Source organism: Sphingobium sp. TA15 (genome assembly GCF_037101235.1).
Taxonomy (GTDB): domain Bacteria; phylum Pseudomonadota; class Alphaproteobacteria; order Sphingomonadales; family Sphingomonadaceae; genus Sphingobium; species Sphingobium indicum.
On record NZ_AP025355.1, the window covers coordinates 2,898,553 to 2,916,601 of the forward strand.

General features: G+C 67.4%; 22 protein-coding genes. 12 read left to right on the top strand and 10 right to left on the bottom strand.

What is annotated here, in order from left to right; genetic code table 11:
• Nucleotides 1-80 precede the first annotated feature (80 nt).
• From Sj15T_RS14330 to Sj15T_RS14340, 3 genes are all read left to right on the top strand, one after another.
• Nucleotides 81-416, top strand: a complete 336-nt coding sequence (locus Sj15T_RS14330; RefSeq protein WP_041385599.1) for a hypothetical protein — start codon at nt 81-83, stop codon at nt 414-416.
• A 16-nt stretch (nt 417-432) separates the two neighbouring features.
• Nucleotides 433-999: a TMEM165/GDT1 family protein gene (locus Sj15T_RS14335; RefSeq protein ID WP_013038762.1), complete on the top strand. Its 567-nt coding sequence runs from the start codon at nt 433-435 to the stop codon at nt 997-999.
• Nucleotides 1,000-1,118: 119 nt separating this feature from the next.
• The gene (locus tag Sj15T_RS14340; RefSeq protein ID WP_007687336.1) at nt 1,119-1,610 is read left to right on the top strand and encodes a DNA starvation/stationary phase protection protein; all 492 of its coding nucleotides are present in this window, start codon (nt 1,119-1,121) and stop codon (nt 1,608-1,610) included.
• 127 nt (nt 1,611-1,737) lie between these two features.
• On the opposite strand, the gene Sj15T_RS14345 is transcribed toward Sj15T_RS14340, so the two are convergent.
• The 6 genes from Sj15T_RS14345 to Sj15T_RS14370 all read right to left on the bottom strand — a co-directional run bounded on the left by Sj15T_RS14345 (nt 1,738) and on the right by Sj15T_RS14370 (nt 7,049).
• Entirely contained in the window at nt 1,738-2,208 is a 471-nt protein-coding gene (locus tag Sj15T_RS14345) for a GreA/GreB family elongation factor (RefSeq protein WP_013038763.1), read from the bottom strand.
• Nucleotides 2,209-2,253: 45 nt separating this feature from the next.
• A complete protein-coding gene (cobT, locus tag Sj15T_RS14350; RefSeq protein ID WP_013038764.1) occupies nt 2,254-4,080 on the bottom strand; it encodes a cobaltochelatase subunit CobT in 1,827 nt (608 codons plus the stop codon).
• Nucleotides 4,080-4,865, bottom strand: a complete 786-nt coding sequence (locus Sj15T_RS14355) for a tyrosine-protein phosphatase (RefSeq protein ID WP_013038765.1) — start codon at nt 4,863-4,865, stop codon at nt 4,080-4,082. The genes cobT and Sj15T_RS14355 overlap by 1 nt, the downstream gene beginning before the upstream one ends.
• Complete coding sequence (locus Sj15T_RS14360; RefSeq protein WP_007687329.1) at nt 4,862-5,284, bottom strand: OsmC family protein; 423 nt, start codon at nt 5,282-5,284, stop codon at nt 4,862-4,864. The genes Sj15T_RS14355 and Sj15T_RS14360 overlap by 4 nt, the downstream gene beginning before the upstream one ends.
• A gap of 1 nt (nt 5,285) precedes the next feature.
• The gene (gene cobS, locus Sj15T_RS14365) at nt 5,286-6,293 is read right to left on the bottom strand and encodes a cobaltochelatase subunit CobS (protein WP_013038766.1); all 1,008 of its coding nucleotides are present in this window, start codon (nt 6,291-6,293) and stop codon (nt 5,286-5,288) included.
• Nucleotides 6,294-6,431: 138 nt separating this feature from the next.
• On the bottom strand, nt 6,432-7,049 hold the full coding sequence (locus tag Sj15T_RS14370) for a J domain-containing protein (protein WP_013038767.1): 618 nt from the start codon (nt 7,047-7,049) through the stop codon (nt 6,432-6,434).
• A 44-nt stretch (nt 7,050-7,093) separates the two neighbouring features.
• On the opposite strand from Sj15T_RS14370, the gene Sj15T_RS14375 reads away from it, so the two are divergent.
• The 3 genes from Sj15T_RS14375 to Sj15T_RS14385 are packed head-to-tail and all read left to right on the top strand — an operon-like array spanning nt 7,094 to nt 9,057.
• Nucleotides 7,094-7,381 carry a BolA family protein gene (locus Sj15T_RS14375; protein ID WP_013038768.1) on the top strand — a complete coding sequence of 96 codons (288 nt, stop codon included), beginning with the start codon at nt 7,094-7,096 and terminating at the stop codon, nt 7,379-7,381.
• Nucleotides 7,382-7,429: 48 nt separating this feature from the next.
• Nucleotides 7,430-8,137 carry a glutathione S-transferase gene (locus Sj15T_RS14380; protein WP_013038769.1) on the top strand — a complete coding sequence of 236 codons (708 nt, stop codon included), beginning with the start codon at nt 7,430-7,432 and terminating at the stop codon, nt 8,135-8,137.
• Nucleotides 8,134-9,057: a pirin family protein gene (locus Sj15T_RS14385; RefSeq protein ID WP_013038770.1), complete on the top strand. Its 924-nt coding sequence runs from the start codon at nt 8,134-8,136 to the stop codon at nt 9,055-9,057. Before Sj15T_RS14380 ends, Sj15T_RS14385 begins: the two co-directional genes overlap by 4 nt.
• 122 nt (nt 9,058-9,179) lie before the next feature.
• On the opposite strand, the gene Sj15T_RS14390 is transcribed toward Sj15T_RS14385, so the two are convergent.
• The gene (locus Sj15T_RS14390) at nt 9,180-10,010 is read right to left on the bottom strand and encodes an MJ0042-type zinc finger domain-containing protein (RefSeq protein ID WP_013038771.1); all 831 of its coding nucleotides are present in this window, start codon (nt 10,008-10,010) and stop codon (nt 9,180-9,182) included.
• 180 nt (nt 10,011-10,190) lie between these two features.
• Here Sj15T_RS14390 and ftsE point away from each other — a divergent pair, with 180 nt between their 5' ends.
• From ftsE to Sj15T_RS14410, 4 genes are read left to right on the top strand one after another with little or no spacing between them, the layout of a single operon-like run.
• Nucleotides 10,191-10,901 (top strand): cell division ATP-binding protein FtsE, encoded by a 711-nt coding sequence (gene ftsE, locus Sj15T_RS14395; RefSeq protein WP_007687322.1) that lies wholly within the window; start codon nt 10,191-10,193, stop codon nt 10,899-10,901.
• On the top strand, nt 10,901-11,815 hold the full coding sequence (locus tag Sj15T_RS14400) for an FtsX-like permease family protein (RefSeq protein WP_013038772.1): 915 nt from the start codon (nt 10,901-10,903) through the stop codon (nt 11,813-11,815). The genes ftsE and Sj15T_RS14400 overlap by 1 nt, the downstream gene beginning before the upstream one ends.
• On the top strand, nt 11,812-12,342 hold the full coding sequence (locus Sj15T_RS14405; RefSeq protein ID WP_007687320.1) for a YdcF family protein: 531 nt from the start codon (nt 11,812-11,814) through the stop codon (nt 12,340-12,342). Before Sj15T_RS14400 ends, Sj15T_RS14405 begins: the two co-directional genes overlap by 4 nt.
• 14 nt (nt 12,343-12,356) lie before the next feature.
• Nucleotides 12,357-13,052: a lysophospholipid acyltransferase family protein gene (locus Sj15T_RS14410; RefSeq protein ID WP_013038773.1), complete on the top strand. Its 696-nt coding sequence runs from the start codon at nt 12,357-12,359 to the stop codon at nt 13,050-13,052.
• 100 nt (nt 13,053-13,152) lie between these two features.
• Here Sj15T_RS14410 and Sj15T_RS14415 read toward each other — a convergent pair whose 3' ends face one another.
• The 3 genes from Sj15T_RS14415 to Sj15T_RS14425 all read right to left on the bottom strand — a co-directional run bounded on the left by Sj15T_RS14415 (nt 13,153) and on the right by Sj15T_RS14425 (nt 16,218).
• Complete coding sequence (locus tag Sj15T_RS14415) at nt 13,153-14,058, bottom strand: prephenate/arogenate dehydrogenase family protein (RefSeq protein ID WP_013038774.1); 906 nt, start codon at nt 14,056-14,058, stop codon at nt 13,153-13,155.
• Complete coding sequence (gene hisC, locus Sj15T_RS14420; RefSeq protein ID WP_013038775.1) at nt 14,058-15,155, bottom strand: histidinol-phosphate transaminase; 1,098 nt, start codon at nt 15,153-15,155, stop codon at nt 14,058-14,060. The genes Sj15T_RS14415 and hisC overlap by 1 nt, the downstream gene beginning before the upstream one ends.
• Before the next feature lie 103 nt (nt 15,156-15,258).
• The gene (locus tag Sj15T_RS14425; RefSeq protein WP_013038776.1) at nt 15,259-16,218 is read right to left on the bottom strand and encodes a 2-hydroxyacid dehydrogenase; all 960 of its coding nucleotides are present in this window, start codon (nt 16,216-16,218) and stop codon (nt 15,259-15,261) included.
• Between the two features lie 57 nt (nt 16,219-16,275).
• Here Sj15T_RS14425 and Sj15T_RS14430 point away from each other — a divergent pair, with 57 nt between their 5' ends.
• Entirely contained in the window at nt 16,276-17,427 is a 1,152-nt protein-coding gene (locus Sj15T_RS14430) for a homoserine O-acetyltransferase (RefSeq protein WP_013038777.1), read from the top strand.
• Nucleotides 17,424-18,011: a methionine biosynthesis protein MetW gene (metW, locus tag Sj15T_RS14435; RefSeq protein ID WP_013038778.1), complete on the top strand. Its 588-nt coding sequence runs from the start codon at nt 17,424-17,426 to the stop codon at nt 18,009-18,011. The genes Sj15T_RS14430 and metW overlap by 4 nt, the downstream gene beginning before the upstream one ends.
• The last annotated feature ends 38 nt before the right edge of the window (nt 18,012-18,049 follow it).

The window sequence follows — 18,049 nt, forward strand, 5'->3', positions numbered from 1 at the left end:
GCTGTGCTACACTTTACGCGGCCTTAACCCGCTCCGGTCTATCGGGGAGTTCGGAGTTACAGGACGGGGGAGTCTTCTCCATGCGACATGATCCGATGCTGGCCATTCTTGCCGATCTGCTGAGGCGGGTCGACGGGCTTGCGGGGGAACGGGGCCATGTATCGGTCGCGCGGCTGCGCGACGAGATCGACCGGATTCGCCATATCGCCCGCGCCTTCCACCTGGATGGGGTGGGAAGCCTGGCCGGCACCCTGCAATCGGCGCTGTCGCTGCAAGGGGCGGGGCCGGTCGTCATGTCCTATCTCGACCTGATGCGCGACGCGATCTCGGCCGAAATGCCGGCGGCGGCGGAGGTTCTGGCGATGCCCGTCGCCGCCAGGCCGGCGGTCGGGCCGGGCGCGCGCCTGACCGCCTGATCGTCCGGCCGGCCGAATGGATGCCTTGCTGATCGCGCTGCTTGGCTGCTTGTTGGCCGAAACCGGGGACAAGGGGCAATTGCTGGCGCATGCGCTGGCCGAACGCTTCCGGCGCGACGGAGCGGTGATTGCGGGAATCGTGGCGGCGGCGCTGGCCAATGCCGCCATCGGCGCGGCGGCGGGCGCCTTCATCGCGCCGATGCTGGGGACCGACGGGCGGCTGCTTTTCCTGGCGCTGGCGCTGATCTTCCTGGCGGTCGGCATGTTCTGGCCGACGAAACAGCCCGATCCTCTGGCGAACTGGCGGCTCGGCCCCTTTCTGACCAGCGCGCTCGGCCTCTTCATCCTCGGCTTCGGGGACGGCGCGCAGTTCCTGATCCTGGGAATCGCCGTGCGGACGGCCGACCCCTTCCTTGCCGCAGCCGGCGGGGCCATCGGCATCATCGCCGCGACGGTTCTCGTCGTCCTGCTGCGCGGCCCGACGTTCAAGGCGCTGCCGCTGCGCGGCATCCGGCTGGGCGGCGGGGTGCTGGTGCTGCTGGCCGGCGTGGCGGCGGCGGTGTCTGCGCTGCATCTCGCCTGATCGACTGGCTGCATCACACTGACCGGCATTATCCCGGCAAAAATCGCGGCATTTCATGGCACCATATCGGGCACGGATCATTATATGTCCGAAACCAAGTTCTTCAGCAGGAGCCAAGCATGACCTCCCCCGATCTCAAGACCCCGACGGACCTGCGCAGCAACGCCACCAAGTCTGTGGCGGAGGCGCTGAACGGCGTGCTCGCGGACAGCTATGCGCTGTATTTCAAGACCAAGAATTTCCACTGGCACGTGTCCGGCCCGCATTTCCGCGACTATCACCTGATGTTCGACGAGCAGGCGACGCAGATCCTGGCCACCACCGACCTGATCGCGGAGCGGGTGCGCAAGACCGGCAACACCACGCTGCGCTCCATCGGCGACATTTCGCGCCATCAGTCCCTGGTCGACAATGACGCCGATTATGTCAGCCCCGGCGACATGCTGAACGAACTGCGCGAGGATAATCTGAAGCTGGTGGAATCCCTGCGCGCCGCGAAGGCCGCCGCCACGGAGGCGGGGGACAACGCCACGGAGGGCATTATCGACGACTGGACGGACGAGGCCGAGGAACGCGCCTGGTTCCTGTTCGAGGCCGGTCGCAACGGTTGACAGGAAAGCCCTCCGGTCGGGCCGGAGGGCTTTTGTTTTCCAATAGTCTTAACGTGCTCCTGCGCAGGCAGGAGCCCAGTTCCACCGTCTGAACTGGGTTCCTGCCTTCGCAGGAACATGGGCGGGCTTATTCTTCTGTAATCGCCTCAATCGCCAGGATGGTGATCGCGCCCGGCTTTCCGGCGAAATCGACCGTCTCGCCCTCCTCCGCATCCATCATGGCGCGGGCCAGCGGCGCGGAGAAGGCGATGCGCCCTTCCGCCGGTTCGGCCTCATCGTCGCCGACGATGTCGATCCGCTTTTCTCGGCCGTTCAGGCGGTAGGTGACGCGGCTGCCGAAGGCCACGGCCTCCGCATCCGGGACCGGCCGCAATTCCGCCGTCGCCAGCCGGGTCCGCCAGTAACGCAGTTCGCGCTTCAGCTTCTTCGCGTCCTCCTCGGCCATGGCTTGGGTGTCGACCGCTTCCAGCGCCTCCACCTTCTCCCGCGTCAGCCGCAAGCCCCGCGCCGTCACCCAGTTGGGGCCGGGCGGCAGGGGGATCTCGAACGTGGGTTCCAGATGCTCCTCGTCACTCTCGCGACGGAAGGCGACGCTCATTACACTCTCCTATTCGAACGTCCGTGGCGCCTCTACGCGCACGGCCTAGTCTTCGTCGAACAATCCGGCGAGTTGCTCCACCATCGTCCCGCCAAGCTGTTCGGCATCCATGATGGTCACGGCGCGGCGATAATAGCGGGTGACGTCATGGCCGATGCCGATGGCGACGAGCTGCACGGGCGAGCGATTCTCGATCCATTCGATCACCTGCCGCAAATGGCGCTCCAGATAGGTGCCGCTGTTCACCGACAGGGTGGAATCGTCCACCGGCGCGCCGTCGGATATCACCATCAATATGCGGCGTTCCTCATTGCGCGCGATCAGGCGGCCATGCGCCCAGAGCAGCGCCTCCCCGTCGATATTCTCCTTGAGCAGCCCCTCGCGCATCATCAGGCCCAGATTCTTGCGCGCCCGGCGCCAGGGTTCGTCGGCCTTCTTGTAGATGATGTGGCGCAGGTCGTTCAAACGCCCCGGCATGGCCGGACGCCCGGCGGCCAGCCAGTCCTCCCGGCTCTGCCCGCCCTTCCACGCCCGCGTGGTGAAGCCCAATATCTCGGTCTTCACGCCGCAGCGTTCCAGCGTGCGCGCCATGATGTCGGCGCTGATCGCGGCGATGGAGATGGGCCGCCCGCGCATCGACCCGCTATTGTCGATCAGCAGCGTCACGACGGTGTCGCGGAACTCGGTATCCCGCTCGATCTTGTAGGAAAGCGAGCGCGTCGGATCGATCACGATCCGCGCCAGCCGCGCCGCGTCGAGCAGCCCTTCCTCCTGGTCGAAGTCCCAGGACCGCGACTGCTGCGCCATCAGCCGCCGCTGGAGCCGGTTGGCGAGTTTCGTCACCGCCCCCTGCAGGCTCACCAACTGCTGGTCGAGGAAGCCGCGCAGCCGCAGCAGTTCATCCTCGTCGCACAGATCCTCCGCCGTCACGACCTCATCGTGAAGCTGCGTATAGGGCTTGTAGTCGAAACCCGGCGGCAGGTCGCCCATCGGCCGGTTCGGGCGGACCGGCATCATGCCTTCCTCGCCCATATCCTCCGCGCCTTCCTCGCTGTCGGCGTCGAATTCGTCGCTATATTCGGTTTCGCCGTCCTCGGTGTCGCCGCCCTGATCCTCGGCCCGCGCCTCCGCCAAGGCGTCGCTGTCGCCCGCCTGATCCTCGCCGCTGTCGCCGTCTTCTTGGCTCTGCTCCTCTTCCTCGCCCTCTTCCTGCGGTTCGGAATCGTCGGTTTCGGGCGGCACGTCGGCGTCGATCAACTGGAGATGCTCCAGCATGGCGGACGTCAGCTTCTGGAAGGCGCGCTGGTCGTCTATCGCCATGGCCAGCGCGTCCAGATCGGCGCCCGCCTTGTCCTCGATCCACTGGTCGACCATAGCGAGGCCCGCCCGCACATCCTTCGGCGCGGCCTGCCCGGTCAGCCGCTCCCGCACCTTGAGCGCCAGCGCGGTCGACAGCGGCACCTCGTCGGCGGAACGGGCGCGGCGGATCGGGTCGGACTTCAATTTCAGGTCCAGCGCATGGTTGAGGTTGGCGCGCACCCCCTCCATCGCCCGCGAACCGATCGCCTCCACCCGCGCCTGCTCGACCGCGTCATAGACCGCGCGCGCCGTCGCGTCGGCGGGCGCGGCGCTGTTGTGGACCTTCGCATTATGGTGCCGCAGCCGCAGCGCATTGGCGTCGGCATAGCCCCGCGCCAGCGCCACCTGATCGGCGGGCAGGTTGCGGCCGGGCGTCGGCACCTTGATCGCCTTGCCCGCCATATGCGGCGTGTCGGCGGTGAAGCCCACCTCCACCTCCGCGTCGCGGGCGATGGAGCGCGCCGCGCCGGACAGCACATCCTTGAAGGCGTCGAGGGGCGAACGGTCGGCCATCAGTCCAGCAGCATCCCGCGCATCGCATCCCGCGCCGCCGCGTCGACGCCCAGCATGTCGTTCAGATAGTCGTCCACGCCGCCATGGCTTTCATCCAGCGCCGCGAAGAAGGAATCCAGATAGGCCGATTCCGCCCTCAGCAGTGGTTCGAGCATATCGGCCCCCGCCAGCCGCATCCGCGCCACCAGCGTATCGCGCTGCGCCAGCAGCCAGTCCCAATCGGCATGGGCGTTGGTCGCCAGATAATCCTGGACGATGGTCGGGCGCGGCACGCCGAGCGCCGCCAGGATCAGCGCCGCGCCGACCCCGGTGCGGTCCTTGCCCGCCGAACAGTTGATCAGCAACGGCACGCGACCGTCCGCGATCCGTTCGAACATGGCGCGATAGGATGCGGCATGGTCCACCGGGATCATGCGATAAAGGGCGATCATCGTCCGCCGCATATCGTCCGCCGTGGCGCCCTCGCGCTGGAGCATCTCGCCCAACAGGCCGCTGCTTTCCGTATAGTCGCGGCAGAAATAATCGACATCCGCCCCGTGCCAGAGCGTGGGTTCGGCCGTCCGCTCATTGCCGCGGCGGAAATCGCAGATCGCCCGGATGCCGAGCGAGCGGAGATGGTCCGCATCCCCGTCCGTCAGCAGCGCCATCGTGCCCGATCGATAGAGCATGCCGCGCTTCACGCAGCGCCCGTCGGCCGTCGCATAGCCGCCGAAGTCGCGCAGGTTGAACGCGCTCTCCAGCGGCAGGCGGCCTTCCTCCGGCGTCAGGGCGGCGGGTTCGCTCACGGCCTCTCGCCCTCCCCGACATAGGGCACGGCGATGGTTTCGATCTGCGTTTCGACTTCGCTCATCAGCTTGTGCACCGGGCATTTCGCGGCGACGGCGATCAGCCTGTCATGCTGTTCCGCGCTCAACGGCCCGGACAGCGCGATGCGCGTCGTCAGCTTGTAGACGCCCTTGCGCTCCTGGCTGGCGTCGCGCACCACGCCGACATGGATGCCCTCCACCGGGATGCCGTTGCGCTGCGCATACCAGAGCATGGTCATCGCCTTGCACGCGCCCAGCGCCGAATCGTAGAGGTCATGCGGGTCCGGCCCGGCGTCATGGCCATCCGGCGCCGACATGTCCGCGATCAGTTCATGCCCTCTGATGCTGATCCGATGGGCGGTCCCGCCATCCGGATCGATCCGTTCGACGACGATCACGTCACGCCGCCCGGTGCGCCACGCTTTCGGGCAAATCCTTGCCGAAGACGCGCTGATAATATTCGGCCACCAGCGGCCGTTCCGCCTCGTCGCATTTGTTGAGGAAGCTAAGGCGGAAGGCGAAGCCGACATTCTTGAAGATCAGCGCATTCTGCGCCCAGCTAATCACCGTGCGCGGCGACATGACGGTCGAGATGTCGCCGTTGATGAAGCCCTGGCGGGTCAGTTCCGCCACCTTGATCATATTCTCGACTTCCTTGCGGCCGCCCTCATGATCATATTCGCCGGACTTGGCCAGCACCACCTGCGCCTCGGTCGCGGCGGGCAGGTAATTGAGCGCCACCACCAGGTTCCAGCGGTCCATCTGGCCCTGGTTGATCTGCTGCGTGCCGTGATAGAGGCCGGTCGTGTCGCCCAGGCCCACGGTGTTGGCGGTCGCGAACAGGCGGAACCAGGGATTGGGCCGGATCACCCGGTTCTGGTCGAGCAGCGTCATCTTGCCGTCGGTTTCCAGCACGCGCTGGATCACGAACATCACGTCGGGGCGGCCGGCGTCATATTCGTCGAACACCAGGGCCACGGGCCGCTGCAACGCCCAGGGGAGCAGGCCTTCGCGGAATTCCGTGACCTGCTGGCCTTCCTTGAGGACGATGGCGTCGCGCCCGACCAGGTCGATGCGGCTGATATGCGCGTCCAGGTTGATGCGGATGCACGGCCAGCGCAGGCGGGCGGCGACCTGCTCGATATGGCTGGACTTACCGGTGCCGTGATAGCCCTGCACCATCACGCGGCGATTATAGGCGAAGCCCGCCAGGATCGCGAGGGTGGTGTCCGGATCGAAGACATAGGCGGGGTCGAGGTCGGGCACCCGCTCGTCAGCCTCCGAAAAGGCGGGGATCTTCATGTCGACATCGATGCCGAACATTTCGCGCGCGTCGACTTCGCGGTCGGGCGAGGCCAGCAGCGTATCGGCGCGGGTATCGGGCTGGACGTTCGGGATGTCGGTCATTTCTCTTGTCTCTTCGAGCGGCTGGTCGGCACTGCCCTAACCATCAGGGACAGGCATGTCGATAGAGTGGGGCCTTAACGTGCCGGGATCAAGCAGCCCATTCGGCCAAATTGGCCTGCTGTCCGATCAGCGCCCGCCTCAGGCAAAGGCCTCCGCCTTGCGCAGAAGCTGATAGGCCTCGATCACCCCCTGCAACGACGCCTCATGGCTCCGGTCGCCGCCATTATGGTCGGGATGGAAGCGCCGCAGCAATTCGGTATAGCGCTGCCGCAGCGCCCTGCGGTCGGCATCGATCGGCAGGCCCATCACGTCCAGCGCCCGGCGGTCGTCCCGCGAGAGGAATTTCCCGTCCTGCCGCATCCGGCCGTCCGCCCGCGCCTTCGCCACCCGTTCCTTGAACCGGGCGCCGATGGCGTCCAGCGGATCCTGAAAATCCGACCATTTGGGCGGCGGGCTGGCGGCGTTGGAGGAAAAGGCCCGCGTCTCCCGCTCCCATCCCGCATAGGGGCGCTGGGCGGCGGCGATCTCCTCCGGGCTCATGCCGGTGAAGAAATTATAGCCCTGGTTGAATTCGCGCACATGGTCCAGGCACAGCCAGCGCCAATTCGGCCCCTCCCGGTTCGATCCGCTTCCTTCCAGCGGCGGCGCGCGAAATTCCCCCGGCTCCTCGCAGCCCGGAACCGCGCAGGGGCGGTCGCTTTCCACGCGGCCGTGGAAACGGTTGAAACGACGGGTCGAGAAGGGATCGCTGGCCAAGATTGTCCTGATGCAACTGCGGGCAAAGGGCCTATATAGGGGCCATGACCGAGATTCTGAAAGGCCCTGTCGCCACCGAAATCGAAGCCCGGCTGCGCGCCGCCCTGGCCCCCGAACGGCTCGCCGTGATCGACGACAGCGAGAAGCATCGCGGCCATGCCGGGCATGACGGATCGGGCGAAAGCCACTTCACCGTGGACATCGTGTCCGACCGCTTCGCCGGCCGGAACCGGGTCGCCCGCCAGCGCCTGGTCAACGCCGCGCTGGCCGACCTGCTGCGCGACAAGGTCCACGCCCTGGCGATCAAGGCCCGCGCCCCCGGCGAAGCGTAACCATAGCGCCGCTCAAGCGTTGTGCCGCCATCCAAGGAGGCGCAACCTATGGCCTATGATTTCTGGTACTGGTCAACCATTGCCGGACGCGGCGAGTTCGTGCGGCTGACGCTGGAGGCGTGCGGCATCCCCTATCGCGATCGCGCCCGCGCCGACGGCGACGAAGCGCTGATGGCGGACATGGAGCGGCACGACGCCGGCCCCGCCTTCGCGCCGCCCTATCTGGTGACGGACGGGCGCACCGTGGCGCAGACCGCCAACATCCTGTTCTACCTGGCCGAACGGCACGAATGCGGACCCGCGGGCCTCAAGCCCCGCTATTGGCTTGCGCAGGTGCAGCTTACCGTCATGGACATGGTGGCGGAGGCGCATGACGTGCACCATCCCCTCGGTCCCGACCTATATTATGAGGAGCAGAAGGCCGAAGCGCTGCGCGCCGCCCATGGGTTTCGGGCCCACCGCATCCCCAAATTCCTGACCTATTTCGAACATGCGCTGAGCGCCGAACCGGGCGAATGGCTGGCTGCCCAGCGCTGGAGCCATGCCGACCTGTCGCTGTTCCACCTGGTCGCCGGGCTGCGCTATGCCTTTCCGCTGCGCATGGCGACGCTGATGCCGTCCTTCCCGCGCCTTTCCGACCTGCATGACCGGGTTGCGGCGCTGCCCGAATTGCAGGATTATCTGGCAAGTGACCGGCGCCTGCCGTTCACCCAAGAAGACGTCTTCCGCCATTATCCCGAACTGGACGCAGCATGACCCCGCCCGAATCCATCATCCAGAACGATCCGATCATCCAGACGATCACGCCGACCAGCCATAATCTGGGCGATTTCCGGGTCCATCGCTCCCTGCCGGCGAAGGAACGCACCATGGTCGGCCCCTTCATCTTCTTCGACCAGGCCGGTCCCGCCCGGATCGCGCCGGGACAGGGCGTCGACGTGCGCCCGCACCCGCATATCAACCTCGCCACCGTCACCTATATGTATGAGGGCAGCTTCCTTCACCGCGACTCCCTGGGCACGGAGCAGTTGATCGAGCCGGGCGCGGTGAACCTGATGACGGCGGGCAAGGGCATCGTCCATAGCGAGCGGTCGCCGGACGAGGACCGGGCGAAACTGTCGAAGCTCTCCGCCATACAGACCTGGCTGGCGCTGCCCGACCGTTATGAGGAGATGGACCCGGCCTTCGAACATGTCGGCGAGGGCGGCCTGCCGGTCATCGACGGCGGCCATGCGCGGGCTCGCGTGATCATGGGCAGCCTCTGGGGCCAGACCTCGCCCGTCACCACATATGCGAACACCATCTATGCCGACATCCAGCTTGCCCCCGGCGGATCGGTCCCCATCGACGCGGATGCGGAGGAGCGGGCGATATACGTCTCCGGCGGCGACGCGGCGCTGGACGGCGTGATGCTCCAGCCGCAGACGCTCTACGTCCTGCGGCCCGGCATCAGGGCGACGTTGATGAGCGTGGACGGCGGCCGTGCGATACTCTGCGGGGGAGAGGCGTTCCGGACGCCTCGCCATGTCTGGTGGAATTTCGTGTCCTCCACCACCGACCGCCTGATGCAGGCCCGCGAGGATTGGGAAGCCATGCGCTTTCCGCTGATCCCCGGCGACGACCGGGAATTCATCCCGATCCCCCAGGGGCGACCGAAGACGGTGAGCTATCCCTGAAGGGGCCTCGCGCTCCAATAATGCAACGTGCTCCTGCGAAGGCAGGAGCCCAGTCCCCCGTCTGAACTAGGCTCCTGCGTTCGCAGGAGCACGGCTCGCTTATACGCCCGGTTCTCCGCAAATCACTGCACGAAGGTCAGCGACAGATTCTCGGCATTTTTCGGGATGTCGATCCGGCTTTCGTTGATCGACGCTTCCTCCCCCGGTTTCAGGCTGGTCCGGTCCGCCTTGGTGGTCCAACTGAACACCAGCCGGTTCTGCCGGTCGCGCAACTGCACCAATACGGGCGGCACGGGCAGCACCTGCTTGCCGCTGTTCACGATCCGGGCGCCGAAGGCGAAATATTCCTCCCCGGTCGGCAGCTTGCGCCGCTCGGCGGGCTTGGAGAGATAAAAGAGCAGGTCGGGATCGCCTTCCTCCGGCACCAGTCCCAGATTGACTGCCCAGCCAGGCGCGCCGAAATACCAGAGCGCTCCGCCGGCTGCGCCGACGGCCAGGCAGAAGGCGAGCGCGGCATAGGTCCAGATCTTCAGCCGGTTGCGGCGCGGCTTCGCGGTGGCCGGTTCGGGTTCGACCCAATCGTCGCGCGCATCCGCTTCGGCGCGCCCGTAGACATCGTCGAAACGATAGTCCGGCCTGGCCGCTTCCGGGGATGCGGCCTGCGCGACCGGCTCGGACTCCTCGGGCGCCGCGACCGGCTCGACCGTCGGCGCGGCAGGTTCCTCGACTGGAGGGGGAGGCGGCGGCGGAGGGGGTGGCGCGGGGGGAGGCGGCGGTGCCGCGACTTCGGGCATGCCGGAAGTCGCCAGCGCTTCCTCCCGCGGGGCGAGCGCGGCGCCCTCCTGGAACCAGCTATGCTTGCAGGCGGCGCAGCGAACCTGGCGGCCGTTCGGGCCGACGGCGCTGTCCGGCACGATATAGCGCGTGGCGCAATTGGGACACACCAGGATCATGACGCTTCATAGGCATGAGTTGGATTCGAGGGCAAGCGGCTTCAAGCATGCCGCCAGCATGGACCGCGACTCGCGGGAACAGGCCGGGTCGGCCTCGGATGGGCTTTACGGCCGCCCGTCCGCTGTGCCATGGCTAGAGGCTCGGGGAAGCAGGGAGCGCGCAGGCGCTGAAATTGACGCATGTCGGCCATCGTCCAGTTCGAAAATGTCGGCCTGCGCTATGGTCTGGATAGCGAGACGCTGTCCGACGTCAGCTTTTCGCTCGCCAGCGGCGGTTTCTATTTCCTGACCGGCGCGTCCGGCGCGGGCAAGACGTCGCTGCTGAAGCTGCTCTACCTCGCCCAGCGGCCCAGCCGGGGCGTCATCCGCCTGTTCGGGGAGGATGTGGTGACGCTGCCCCGCAAGCGCCTGCCCGGTTTCCGCCGCCGCATCGGCGTGGTGTTCCAGGATTTCCGGCTGGTGCCGCATCTGTCCGTCTATGACAATATCGCCCTGCCGCTGCGCGTCGCCGGCCTGGCGGAAGGCGAGATCGACGCGCCGGTGAGCGAGATGCTGAGCTGGGTCGGCCTGGGCGACCGGGGCCAGGCGCGCCCCGCCACCTTGTCGGGCGGGGAGCAGCAGCGCGTCGCCATCGCCCGCGCCGTCATCGGCCGCCCGGAAATATTGGTGGCGGACGAACCGACCGGCAACGTCGACGCCGACATGGCCCGCCGCCTCATGACCCTGTTCGAAGCGCTGAACCGGCTGGGCACCACCATCGTCGTCGCCACCCACGACCTGCCGCTGATCGCGCAGGTGGGCAGCGCGCAGATGATGAAGCTGGACAAGGGCCGCCTGTCGGACCCCACCGGATCGCTGCGCTACCCGCCCCGGCCGCAGGCGGCCGGCTGATGGCGTCCTCCAGCGCCATGGGCAATCGCCGCGCCGCCGCCGCCGCGCGCCACCGGCTGCTGCCGGAGGGGAGGGTGGCCGGCCCCATGCCCTGGATCATCGCGATCATGATGTTCCTGACGGTGTTGTCCGCCGCCGCCGGCCTGGGCCTGGGCGCGGCGGTGAAGGCGATGGGGGCCGACCTTGCCGGGCGAGCGACGGTGCAGATCGTCGAAGCCCATGCCGAACGGCGCGAGCGCCTGAGCGCGGGCATAGCCGCCGCGCTGCGCAAGGACGCGACGGTCCGCGCCGTCCGCCCGGTTTCGTCCGCCGCGCTTGCGGAGCAGATCCGCCCCTGGCTGGGGCAGGATGCGGCCAGCGGCGACCTGCCGATACCGGCGCTGATCGACATCGAACTGACGCCGGGCCAGACGGACGGGAAGATCGAGCGCCTCCGCCGCCAGCTCCGCGCCCTCTCGCCCAAGGTCCGCATCGAACCCCATGCCGCCTTCCTCGCGCCGCTTGCGGGCCTGCTTTCCGCGCTTGGCTGGCTGGCGGCGGGCATCGTCGTGCTGATGACGCTGGCGACCGGCGCGGTGGTCGTCCTCGCCGCCCGCGCCGCGCATGACAGCCATCGCGGCACCATCGACGTGCTGCACCTGATGGGCGCGACCGACGTGCAGATCGCCCGGCTGTTTCAGCGCCGCATCGGCCTGGACGCGCTGTTCGGCGGCGCGCTCGGCTTTACCTGCGCCTTGCTGGTGATCCTGCTGCTGGGGGCGCGGCTGATGGCGACGGGATCGGAACTGCTGAGCGCCGTCCAACTGCCATGGACAAGCTGGGTCGCGCTGGCCGCGATACCCATGGGTTGCGTGCTGCTGGCGCGGATCGCGGCGCGCTGGACGGTGTTGCGGTCGCTGGGGCGGCTGCTGTGATCGTCCGCTTCATCGCCGTCACGCTGCTGGGGTGGATGCTGGGCTTCGCCTGGTTCGCGATTTTCCTGCCGCAGCCGCTGGACGGCCGCCAGACCGACGCCATCGTCGTGCTGACCGGCGGGGCGGGGCGCATCGATCGCGGCCTTGCCCTGCTTCAGGACGGCGCGGCCAAGCGGATGCTGATCTCCGGCGTGGACCGCTCGGTCCGCCCGGTGGAGCTGGCCGCGCAATATAAGGTGCCTGAACGCCTCTTCTCCTGCTGCATCACGCTTGGCCGCGAGGCCATCGACACCCGCTCCAACGCCATAGAGACCGCGCACTGGCTGGAACGCCGCGATTTCAAGACGGTGCGCCTCATCACCACCGACTGGCACATGCGCCGGTCCGCGCTCGAACTGCGGCAGGCCTTGCCCGAACGGGTCACGCTGGTCTACGACGCCGTGCCCAGCCGCCCCAGCCTCACCATGCTGGCGCGGGAATATAATAAATATCTGCTGCGCCGGGCGGCGGCGCTTATTGGTATCTGAACGGTTCACCCGGAATGCTGACCGCGCTGCGATCCCTCGCCTTCATGTCGATCTTCTATCCGGGGTCGCTGCTGTTCGTCCTTGCGGCCATGGCGGTGGATCTGGTCGCGCCCCGCTCCATTCCCCGCGTCGCCACCGCCTGGAGCCGCTTTCATCGCGGCTGCGCGCGCTGGCTTCTGGGGCAGAAGGTGCGGGTCGAGGGAAGGTTGGAGGACGGGCCCTATCTCTACATCCTCAAGCATGAATCGATGTTCGAGACGATCGACCTGCTCTGCCTGCTGGACCGTCCGGCCATCGCCGCCAAGCGCGAGCTGTTCGACATTCCGCTCTGGGGCGGCATCGCCCGCCGCTATGGCCTGATCCCCATCGAACGCAGCGCGGGGGCGAGCGCGCTGCGCGCCTTGCGCGCCGCCGCCAGGGCGACGACGGCGCAGGGCCGCGCCATCTGCCTCTTCCCCGAAGGCACCCGCGTCCCCCATGGCGAAAGGCCGCCGTTACGCGCCGGCTTCGCGGGGCTTTATGTGCTGCTGGGCCTGCCGGTGGTGCCCATCGCGGTAGACAGCGGCCGGGTTTCGCCGCGGGGCAAGTTCATGAAGCGCAGCGGCACGATCACGTACAAGGTGGGCGAGATCGTTCCGCCCGGCCTGGATCGGAACGAGGCCGAGGCCCGCGTCCATGCGGCGATCAATGCGCTGAACGAGCCTTTATAGGCTGACGTGCTTCCTGCGAAGGCAGGAGTCCAGTCCCGCCCTCGCTGGCTTGCGCAAGTTCCGAACTGGGCACCTGCCTTTCGCAGGAGCACGCTGCTATTTAATGCGAACGCCCGAAGTCGGGCTTGGGATCGTCCTGTCCCTGTTCGATGATCGAGCGCCGGATCGCCCGCGTGCGGGTGAACAGGTTGAACAGCGCATCCCCGTCATTCCAGCGGATCGCCCGCTGCAGGGCCGACAGATCCTCCGAAAAGCGCTGGAGCATCTCCAACACCGCATCCTTGTTCGCCAGGAACACGTCGCGCCACATGGTCGGGTCGGACGCGGCGATGCGGGTGAAGTCGCGGAAGCCGCCGGCGGAATATTTGATGACCTCCGACTGGGTCACATCCTCCAGGTCGCTGGCCGTGCCGACGATGGTATAGGCGATGAGGTGCGGCAGATGGCTCGTCACCGCCAGCACCAGGTCGTGATGCGCCGGGTCCATCGTCTCGACATCGGCGCCCACGCGCCGCCACAGTTCGGAAACGCGCTCCACCGCTGCCTGATCGGCGTCGGCGGGCGGCGTGACGATGCACCAGCGGCCCTGGAACAGGGAGGCGAAGCCCGCCTCCGGCCCGCTATTCTCGGTCCCCGCGACGGGATGCGCGGGAATGACCTTGCGCCCCGGCAGCGCCGCGCTCAACTGCGCCAGCACGTCGGCCTTGCAGGAACCCACGTCGCTGACGATCGCCTCGGCCGGCAGGTCGTCGGCAATCTCCGCCGCCGCCGCGCCCATGGCCCGCACCGGCACGCACAGCACGACCAGATCGGCGTCCATCACCGAAGCGCCCGCCGTATCGGTCACGTCGTCGGTCAGGTCGATGGCCCGCGCCACTTCCCGCACGCCCGCGTCGGCGTCATAGCCCGTCACCCGCACCGTCGGCATATATTCGCGGATCGCCCGCGCCAGCGAGGAACCGATCAGCCCCAGCCCGATGATCGTGATCCGCGTAAATGGCAGCATCAGGCCGCTTCCGCCATGGCGCGCAGCTTGGCCGCGACCTTGCGCACCTGATCCTCCGTGCCGATGGTGATGCGCAGGCCATTGGGCAGCCCCTGCCCCGGCAGCCAGCGGGTGGCGAAGCCTTCGTCCCACAGGCCCTTCATCGCGGCCTCCGCGGTCAGCTTGCCGTCGAACAGGATCAGCAGGAAATTCGCCTTGCTCGGCACGGCGCGCAGCCCATGGTTGGACAGCGAAGCCACTTCGCCCGCCAGCCATTCGCGCCATTGCCGGTTATGCGCCCGGCTCGCCTCGATCCAGGCGGTGTCCTGGACCGCAGCGACCGCCGCCGCCTGGCCCGCCGTCGTCACGTTGAACGGCGCGCGGATGCGATGCAGCACGTCGATCACGTCGACGCTGGCATAGCCCCAGCCGATCCGCTCTGCCGCCAGCCCGTAAATCTTGGAGAAGGTCCGGGTCACGAAGACGTTGGAGGCATTCTTCGCCAGTTCCAGCCCGCCATCATCCTCTTGCCCGTCCAGATATTCGGCATAGGCCTGATCCAGCACGAACAATATGTCGGGCCGCAGCCCCGCGTGCAGCCGCGCAATTTCTTCACGCGACGTCATGGTGCCGGTCGGGTTGTTGGGATTGGCGAGGAAGACGACCTTGGTCTTTTCCGTGACCGCCGCGAGCAGCGCATCCACATCGGTCGCATAGTCGGCGTCCGGCGCGACGACCGGCGTCGCGCCCACGCGCCGCGCCGCGATGTCGTACACCGAAAAGCCGTAGCGGACGTAGAGAATCTCGTCCCCCGGCCCGGCATAGGCGCTGGCGGCGATATGCAGCAGCTCGTCCGATCCGGTGCCGTAGATCACCCGCGCAGGGTCCAGCCCATGCGCCGCCGCGATCGCCTCGCGCAGCCTGGCCGCGCCCGGATCGGGATAGGTGGCGAGGTCCGCCGTCGCCGCCGCCAGCGCGGCCCGCGCCGCGTCTCCGGTGCCCAGCGGATTTTCATTGGCGGACAGCTTCACTAGCGGCCGCCCGTCATCGGCGGCCGACTTGCCCGGCACATAGGGCGAAATGCCGAGAATCCAGTCTTTGGGAGCAGGTTTTGTCATGCGCCGCGCTTTAGCGCCATCGAAGCCAAACGCAAAGCGCTTGGAGGGCGACAAGGCGCCGAATGATGTCGCCCTGTTCCTGCCTTCGCAGGAACAGGAAATATTACAACACCGGCGTCAGCAGCGGCTCCCCCGCCGCCCACGCGTCCAGATTGGCCAGCACCAGGTCGGCCATGGCCCTGCGCGTCTCGATGGTCGCGCTGCCCTGATGCGGTTGCAGCACCACATGGTCCATGCCGAGCAAGGCTTGGGGCACATGCGGTTCGTTCGCGAAGACGTCCAGCCCCGCGCCCGCGATCCGCTTTTCCGCCAGCGCCGCCACCAGCGCATCCTCATCGATCACGCTGCCCCGGCTGATGTTGACGATCACCCCTTCCGGACCCAGCGCGTCCAGCATCGCCGCATCGACCAGCCCCCGCGCCTCCGGCCCGCCGGAAGTGGCGACAATGATCACGTCGCTCTCCCGCGCGAAATCCAGCGGATCGGCCACATGGCGATAGGCCGCGTCCGCCGCGGGCCGCCGGTTGTGATAGAAAATCTCCCCCGCCACCGGCTCCAGCCGCCGGGCGATGGCGCGCCCGATCCGGCCCAGCCCCAATATCCCGATCCTTCGTCCTGTCACCCGCCCCGAAAGCGCCGGCTTCACGCCCCGCGCCCAGTTCCCGGCCCGCACCATCCGGTCATTGGCCGCTATATTGCGCACCGTCGCGTATAGCAGTCCCACCGCCAGGTCGGCCACGTCATCGGTCAGCACGTCCGGCGTGTTGGTGACGCGGATGCCCTTCGCCCGCGCATGATCGACATCGACCTTGTCATAGCCGACCGAAAACAGCCCGATCATCTCCAGCTTCGGCAGGGCGTCCATGATCGCGGCGGAGGCCCCGACCGAACCGAAGGACACCAGCGCCCGCGCCTCCCGCGCTTCCGGCGGAAGCGCGTCGGGATCGGCGTCCGCCGCGACGGCATGAACGACGAAGCGCCGCGCCAGCGCCTCGTCCAGATAGGGATAGAGCGCGCCATAGGCGACGATGGGTATGGAAGGATGGCCAGTCATGCCCGCCATCTAGGCCAAGGGACGGCCGATTGACAGAGCCCGGCCCCGGTCCTAGCCCGAAGCGATATGGCCAGCGCGTCCTTTCCCGATGACAACCGTTTCGGCCTGCGCCGCCAGGCGCGCCTGCCCGGCCCGCTGCGGCTGGACAGCGGAGCCGCGCTGGGGCCGGTCGACATCGCCTATGAAACCTATGGGCGGATGGATGCGGACAGGTCCAACGTCATCCTGATCTGCCACGCGTTGACGGGCGATCAATATGTCGCGTCGGCGCATCCCGTCACCGGCAAGCCCGGCTGGTGGTGGCGCCTGGTGGGGGAGGGGAAGCCGGTCGATCCCGCCCGTCATTTCATCGTCTGCGCGAACGTGATCGGCAGTTGCATGGGCTCCAGCGGGCCCGCCAGCATCGATCCCGCGACCGGCGAGCCGCATGCGATGCGCTTCCCGGTGATCACCATCGCCGACATGGTGCGCGCCCAGGCCATGCTGCTCGATCATCTGGGCGTCGACCGGCTGCGCGCCGTCATCGGCGGCTCCATGGGCGGGATGCAGGCGCTGAGCTGGCCGACCCTCTACCCCGACCGCGTGGAAAGCTGCATCGTTATCGCCTCGACCGCCCGCCACAGCGCCCAGAACATCGCCTTCCACGAAGTCGGGCGGCAGGCGATCATGGCCGATCCCAACTGGCGCGGCGGCGATTATTATGCCGACGGCGCGATCCCCAGCGCCGGGCTGGCGGTGGCGCGCATGGCGGCGCACATCACCTATCTGTCCGAAGCGGGGCTGACCGAGAAATTCGGGCGGCGGTTGCAGGGGCGCCCGGAAAACCCCAACGGGTCAAAGACCTTCGGCTTCGATGCCGATTTCCAGGTGGAATCCTATCTTCGCCACCAGGGACTGAGCTTCGTCGAGCGGTTCGACGCCAACTCCTATCTCTACATCACCCGCGCCATGGACTATTATGACATAGCGGAGGATCATGGCGGCAGCCTGGCCAGGGCCTTCGCCGCGTCGAAGGCGCGCTTCTGCCTCGTCAGCTTCGATACGGACTGGCTCTATCCCACGGCGGAGTCCCGCCTGATCGTCCATGCCCTCAACGCCGGCGGCGCGCAGGCGAGCTTCGTCGAACTGTCCAGCCCGTTCGGCCATGACGCCTTCCTGCTGGAATGCCCGGAACTGAACCGCGTGGTCGATGGCTTCCTGAAGGGCGGGCGCGCATGAGCCTGCGCCCGGACCTTGCCCTGATCGCCCGGACCGTCACGCCGGGGGCGAGGGTTCTGGACGTCGGCTGCGGCGACGGCGCGCTGATGGCGGCGCTGCGGGATGCGAAGCAGGTCGACGCCAGGGGGTTGGAGATCGACCCGCGCAATGTCGCTGCCGCCGTGGGCCGGGGCCTTTCCGTGGTGCAGGGGGACGCCGACACCGACCTTGCCACCTATCCCGAAGCCAGTTTCGATTATGCGATATTGAGCCAGACGCTCCAGACCACCCGCCGCCCGGACCGCGTGGTGGAGGAACTGCTGCGCATCGGCAGGCAGGCCTTCGTCTCCTTCCCCAATTTCGCCCATTGGCGGGGGCGGCTGTCGCTGTTCTGGGGCGGAAGGATGCCGGTGACGCGGCTGTTGCCCGACACATGGTATGACACGCTCAACATCCACCATGTCACGGTGGACGATTTCCGCGCCCTGGTGAAGGATCGCGGCTGGACCATAGACGGCCAATGGTTCCTGAAGGGCGACCGCGAAACCACCCATGCGAACGCCAACCTGTTCGCGGAACATGCGGTGTTCCTGCTCAGGCGGTGAAAACCCTTGCCTGATTTCGGCGGGCGAAAGTTGAATTG

Excerpts from the sequence above, each read along its gene's own strand:
- Sj15T_RS14430 (WP_013038777.1), top strand. The coding sequence starts at position 16,276 with ATGGCCAGCGCGTCCTTTCCCGATGACAACCGTTTCGGCCTGCGCCGC.
- cobT (WP_013038764.1), bottom strand. The coding sequence starts at position 4,080 with ATGGCCGACCGTTCGCCCCTCGACGCCTTCAAGGATGTGCTGTCCGGC.
- metW (WP_013038778.1), top strand. The coding sequence starts at position 17,424 with ATGAGCCTGCGCCCGGACCTTGCCCTGATCGCCCGGACCGTCACGCCG.
- Sj15T_RS14400 (WP_013038772.1), top strand. The coding sequence starts at position 10,901 with ATGGCGTCCTCCAGCGCCATGGGCAATCGCCGCGCCGCCGCCGCCGCG.
- ftsE (WP_007687322.1), top strand. The coding sequence starts at position 10,191 with ATGTCGGCCATCGTCCAGTTCGAAAATGTCGGCCTGCGCTATGGTCTG.
- Sj15T_RS14330 (WP_041385599.1), top strand. The coding sequence starts at position 81 with ATGCGACATGATCCGATGCTGGCCATTCTTGCCGATCTGCTGAGGCGG.
- Sj15T_RS14335 (WP_013038762.1), top strand. The coding sequence starts at position 433 with ATGGATGCCTTGCTGATCGCGCTGCTTGGCTGCTTGTTGGCCGAAACC.
- Sj15T_RS14385 (WP_013038770.1), top strand. The coding sequence starts at position 8,134 with ATGACCCCGCCCGAATCCATCATCCAGAACGATCCGATCATCCAGACG.
- Sj15T_RS14340 (WP_007687336.1), top strand. The coding sequence starts at position 1,119 with ATGACCTCCCCCGATCTCAAGACCCCGACGGACCTGCGCAGCAACGCC.
- cobS (WP_013038766.1), bottom strand. The coding sequence starts at position 6,293 with ATGACCGACATCCCGAACGTCCAGCCCGATACCCGCGCCGATACGCTG.
- Sj15T_RS14415 (WP_013038774.1), bottom strand. The coding sequence starts at position 14,058 with ATGCTGCCATTTACGCGGATCACGATCATCGGGCTGGGGCTGATCGGT.
- Sj15T_RS14345 (WP_013038763.1), bottom strand. The coding sequence starts at position 2,208 with ATGAGCGTCGCCTTCCGTCGCGAGAGTGACGAGGAGCATCTGGAACCC.
- hisC (WP_013038775.1), bottom strand. The coding sequence starts at position 15,155 with ATGACAAAACCTGCTCCCAAAGACTGGATTCTCGGCATTTCGCCCTAT.
- Sj15T_RS14375 (WP_013038768.1), top strand. The coding sequence starts at position 7,094 with ATGACCGAGATTCTGAAAGGCCCTGTCGCCACCGAAATCGAAGCCCGG.
- Sj15T_RS14410 (WP_013038773.1), top strand. The coding sequence starts at position 12,357 with ATGCTGACCGCGCTGCGATCCCTCGCCTTCATGTCGATCTTCTATCCG.
- Sj15T_RS14390 (WP_013038771.1), bottom strand. The coding sequence starts at position 10,010 with ATGATCCTGGTGTGTCCCAATTGCGCCACGCGCTATATCGTGCCGGAC.
- Sj15T_RS14425 (WP_013038776.1), bottom strand. The coding sequence starts at position 16,218 with ATGGCGGGCATGACTGGCCATCCTTCCATACCCATCGTCGCCTATGGC.
- Sj15T_RS14380 (WP_013038769.1), top strand. The coding sequence starts at position 7,430 with ATGGCCTATGATTTCTGGTACTGGTCAACCATTGCCGGACGCGGCGAG.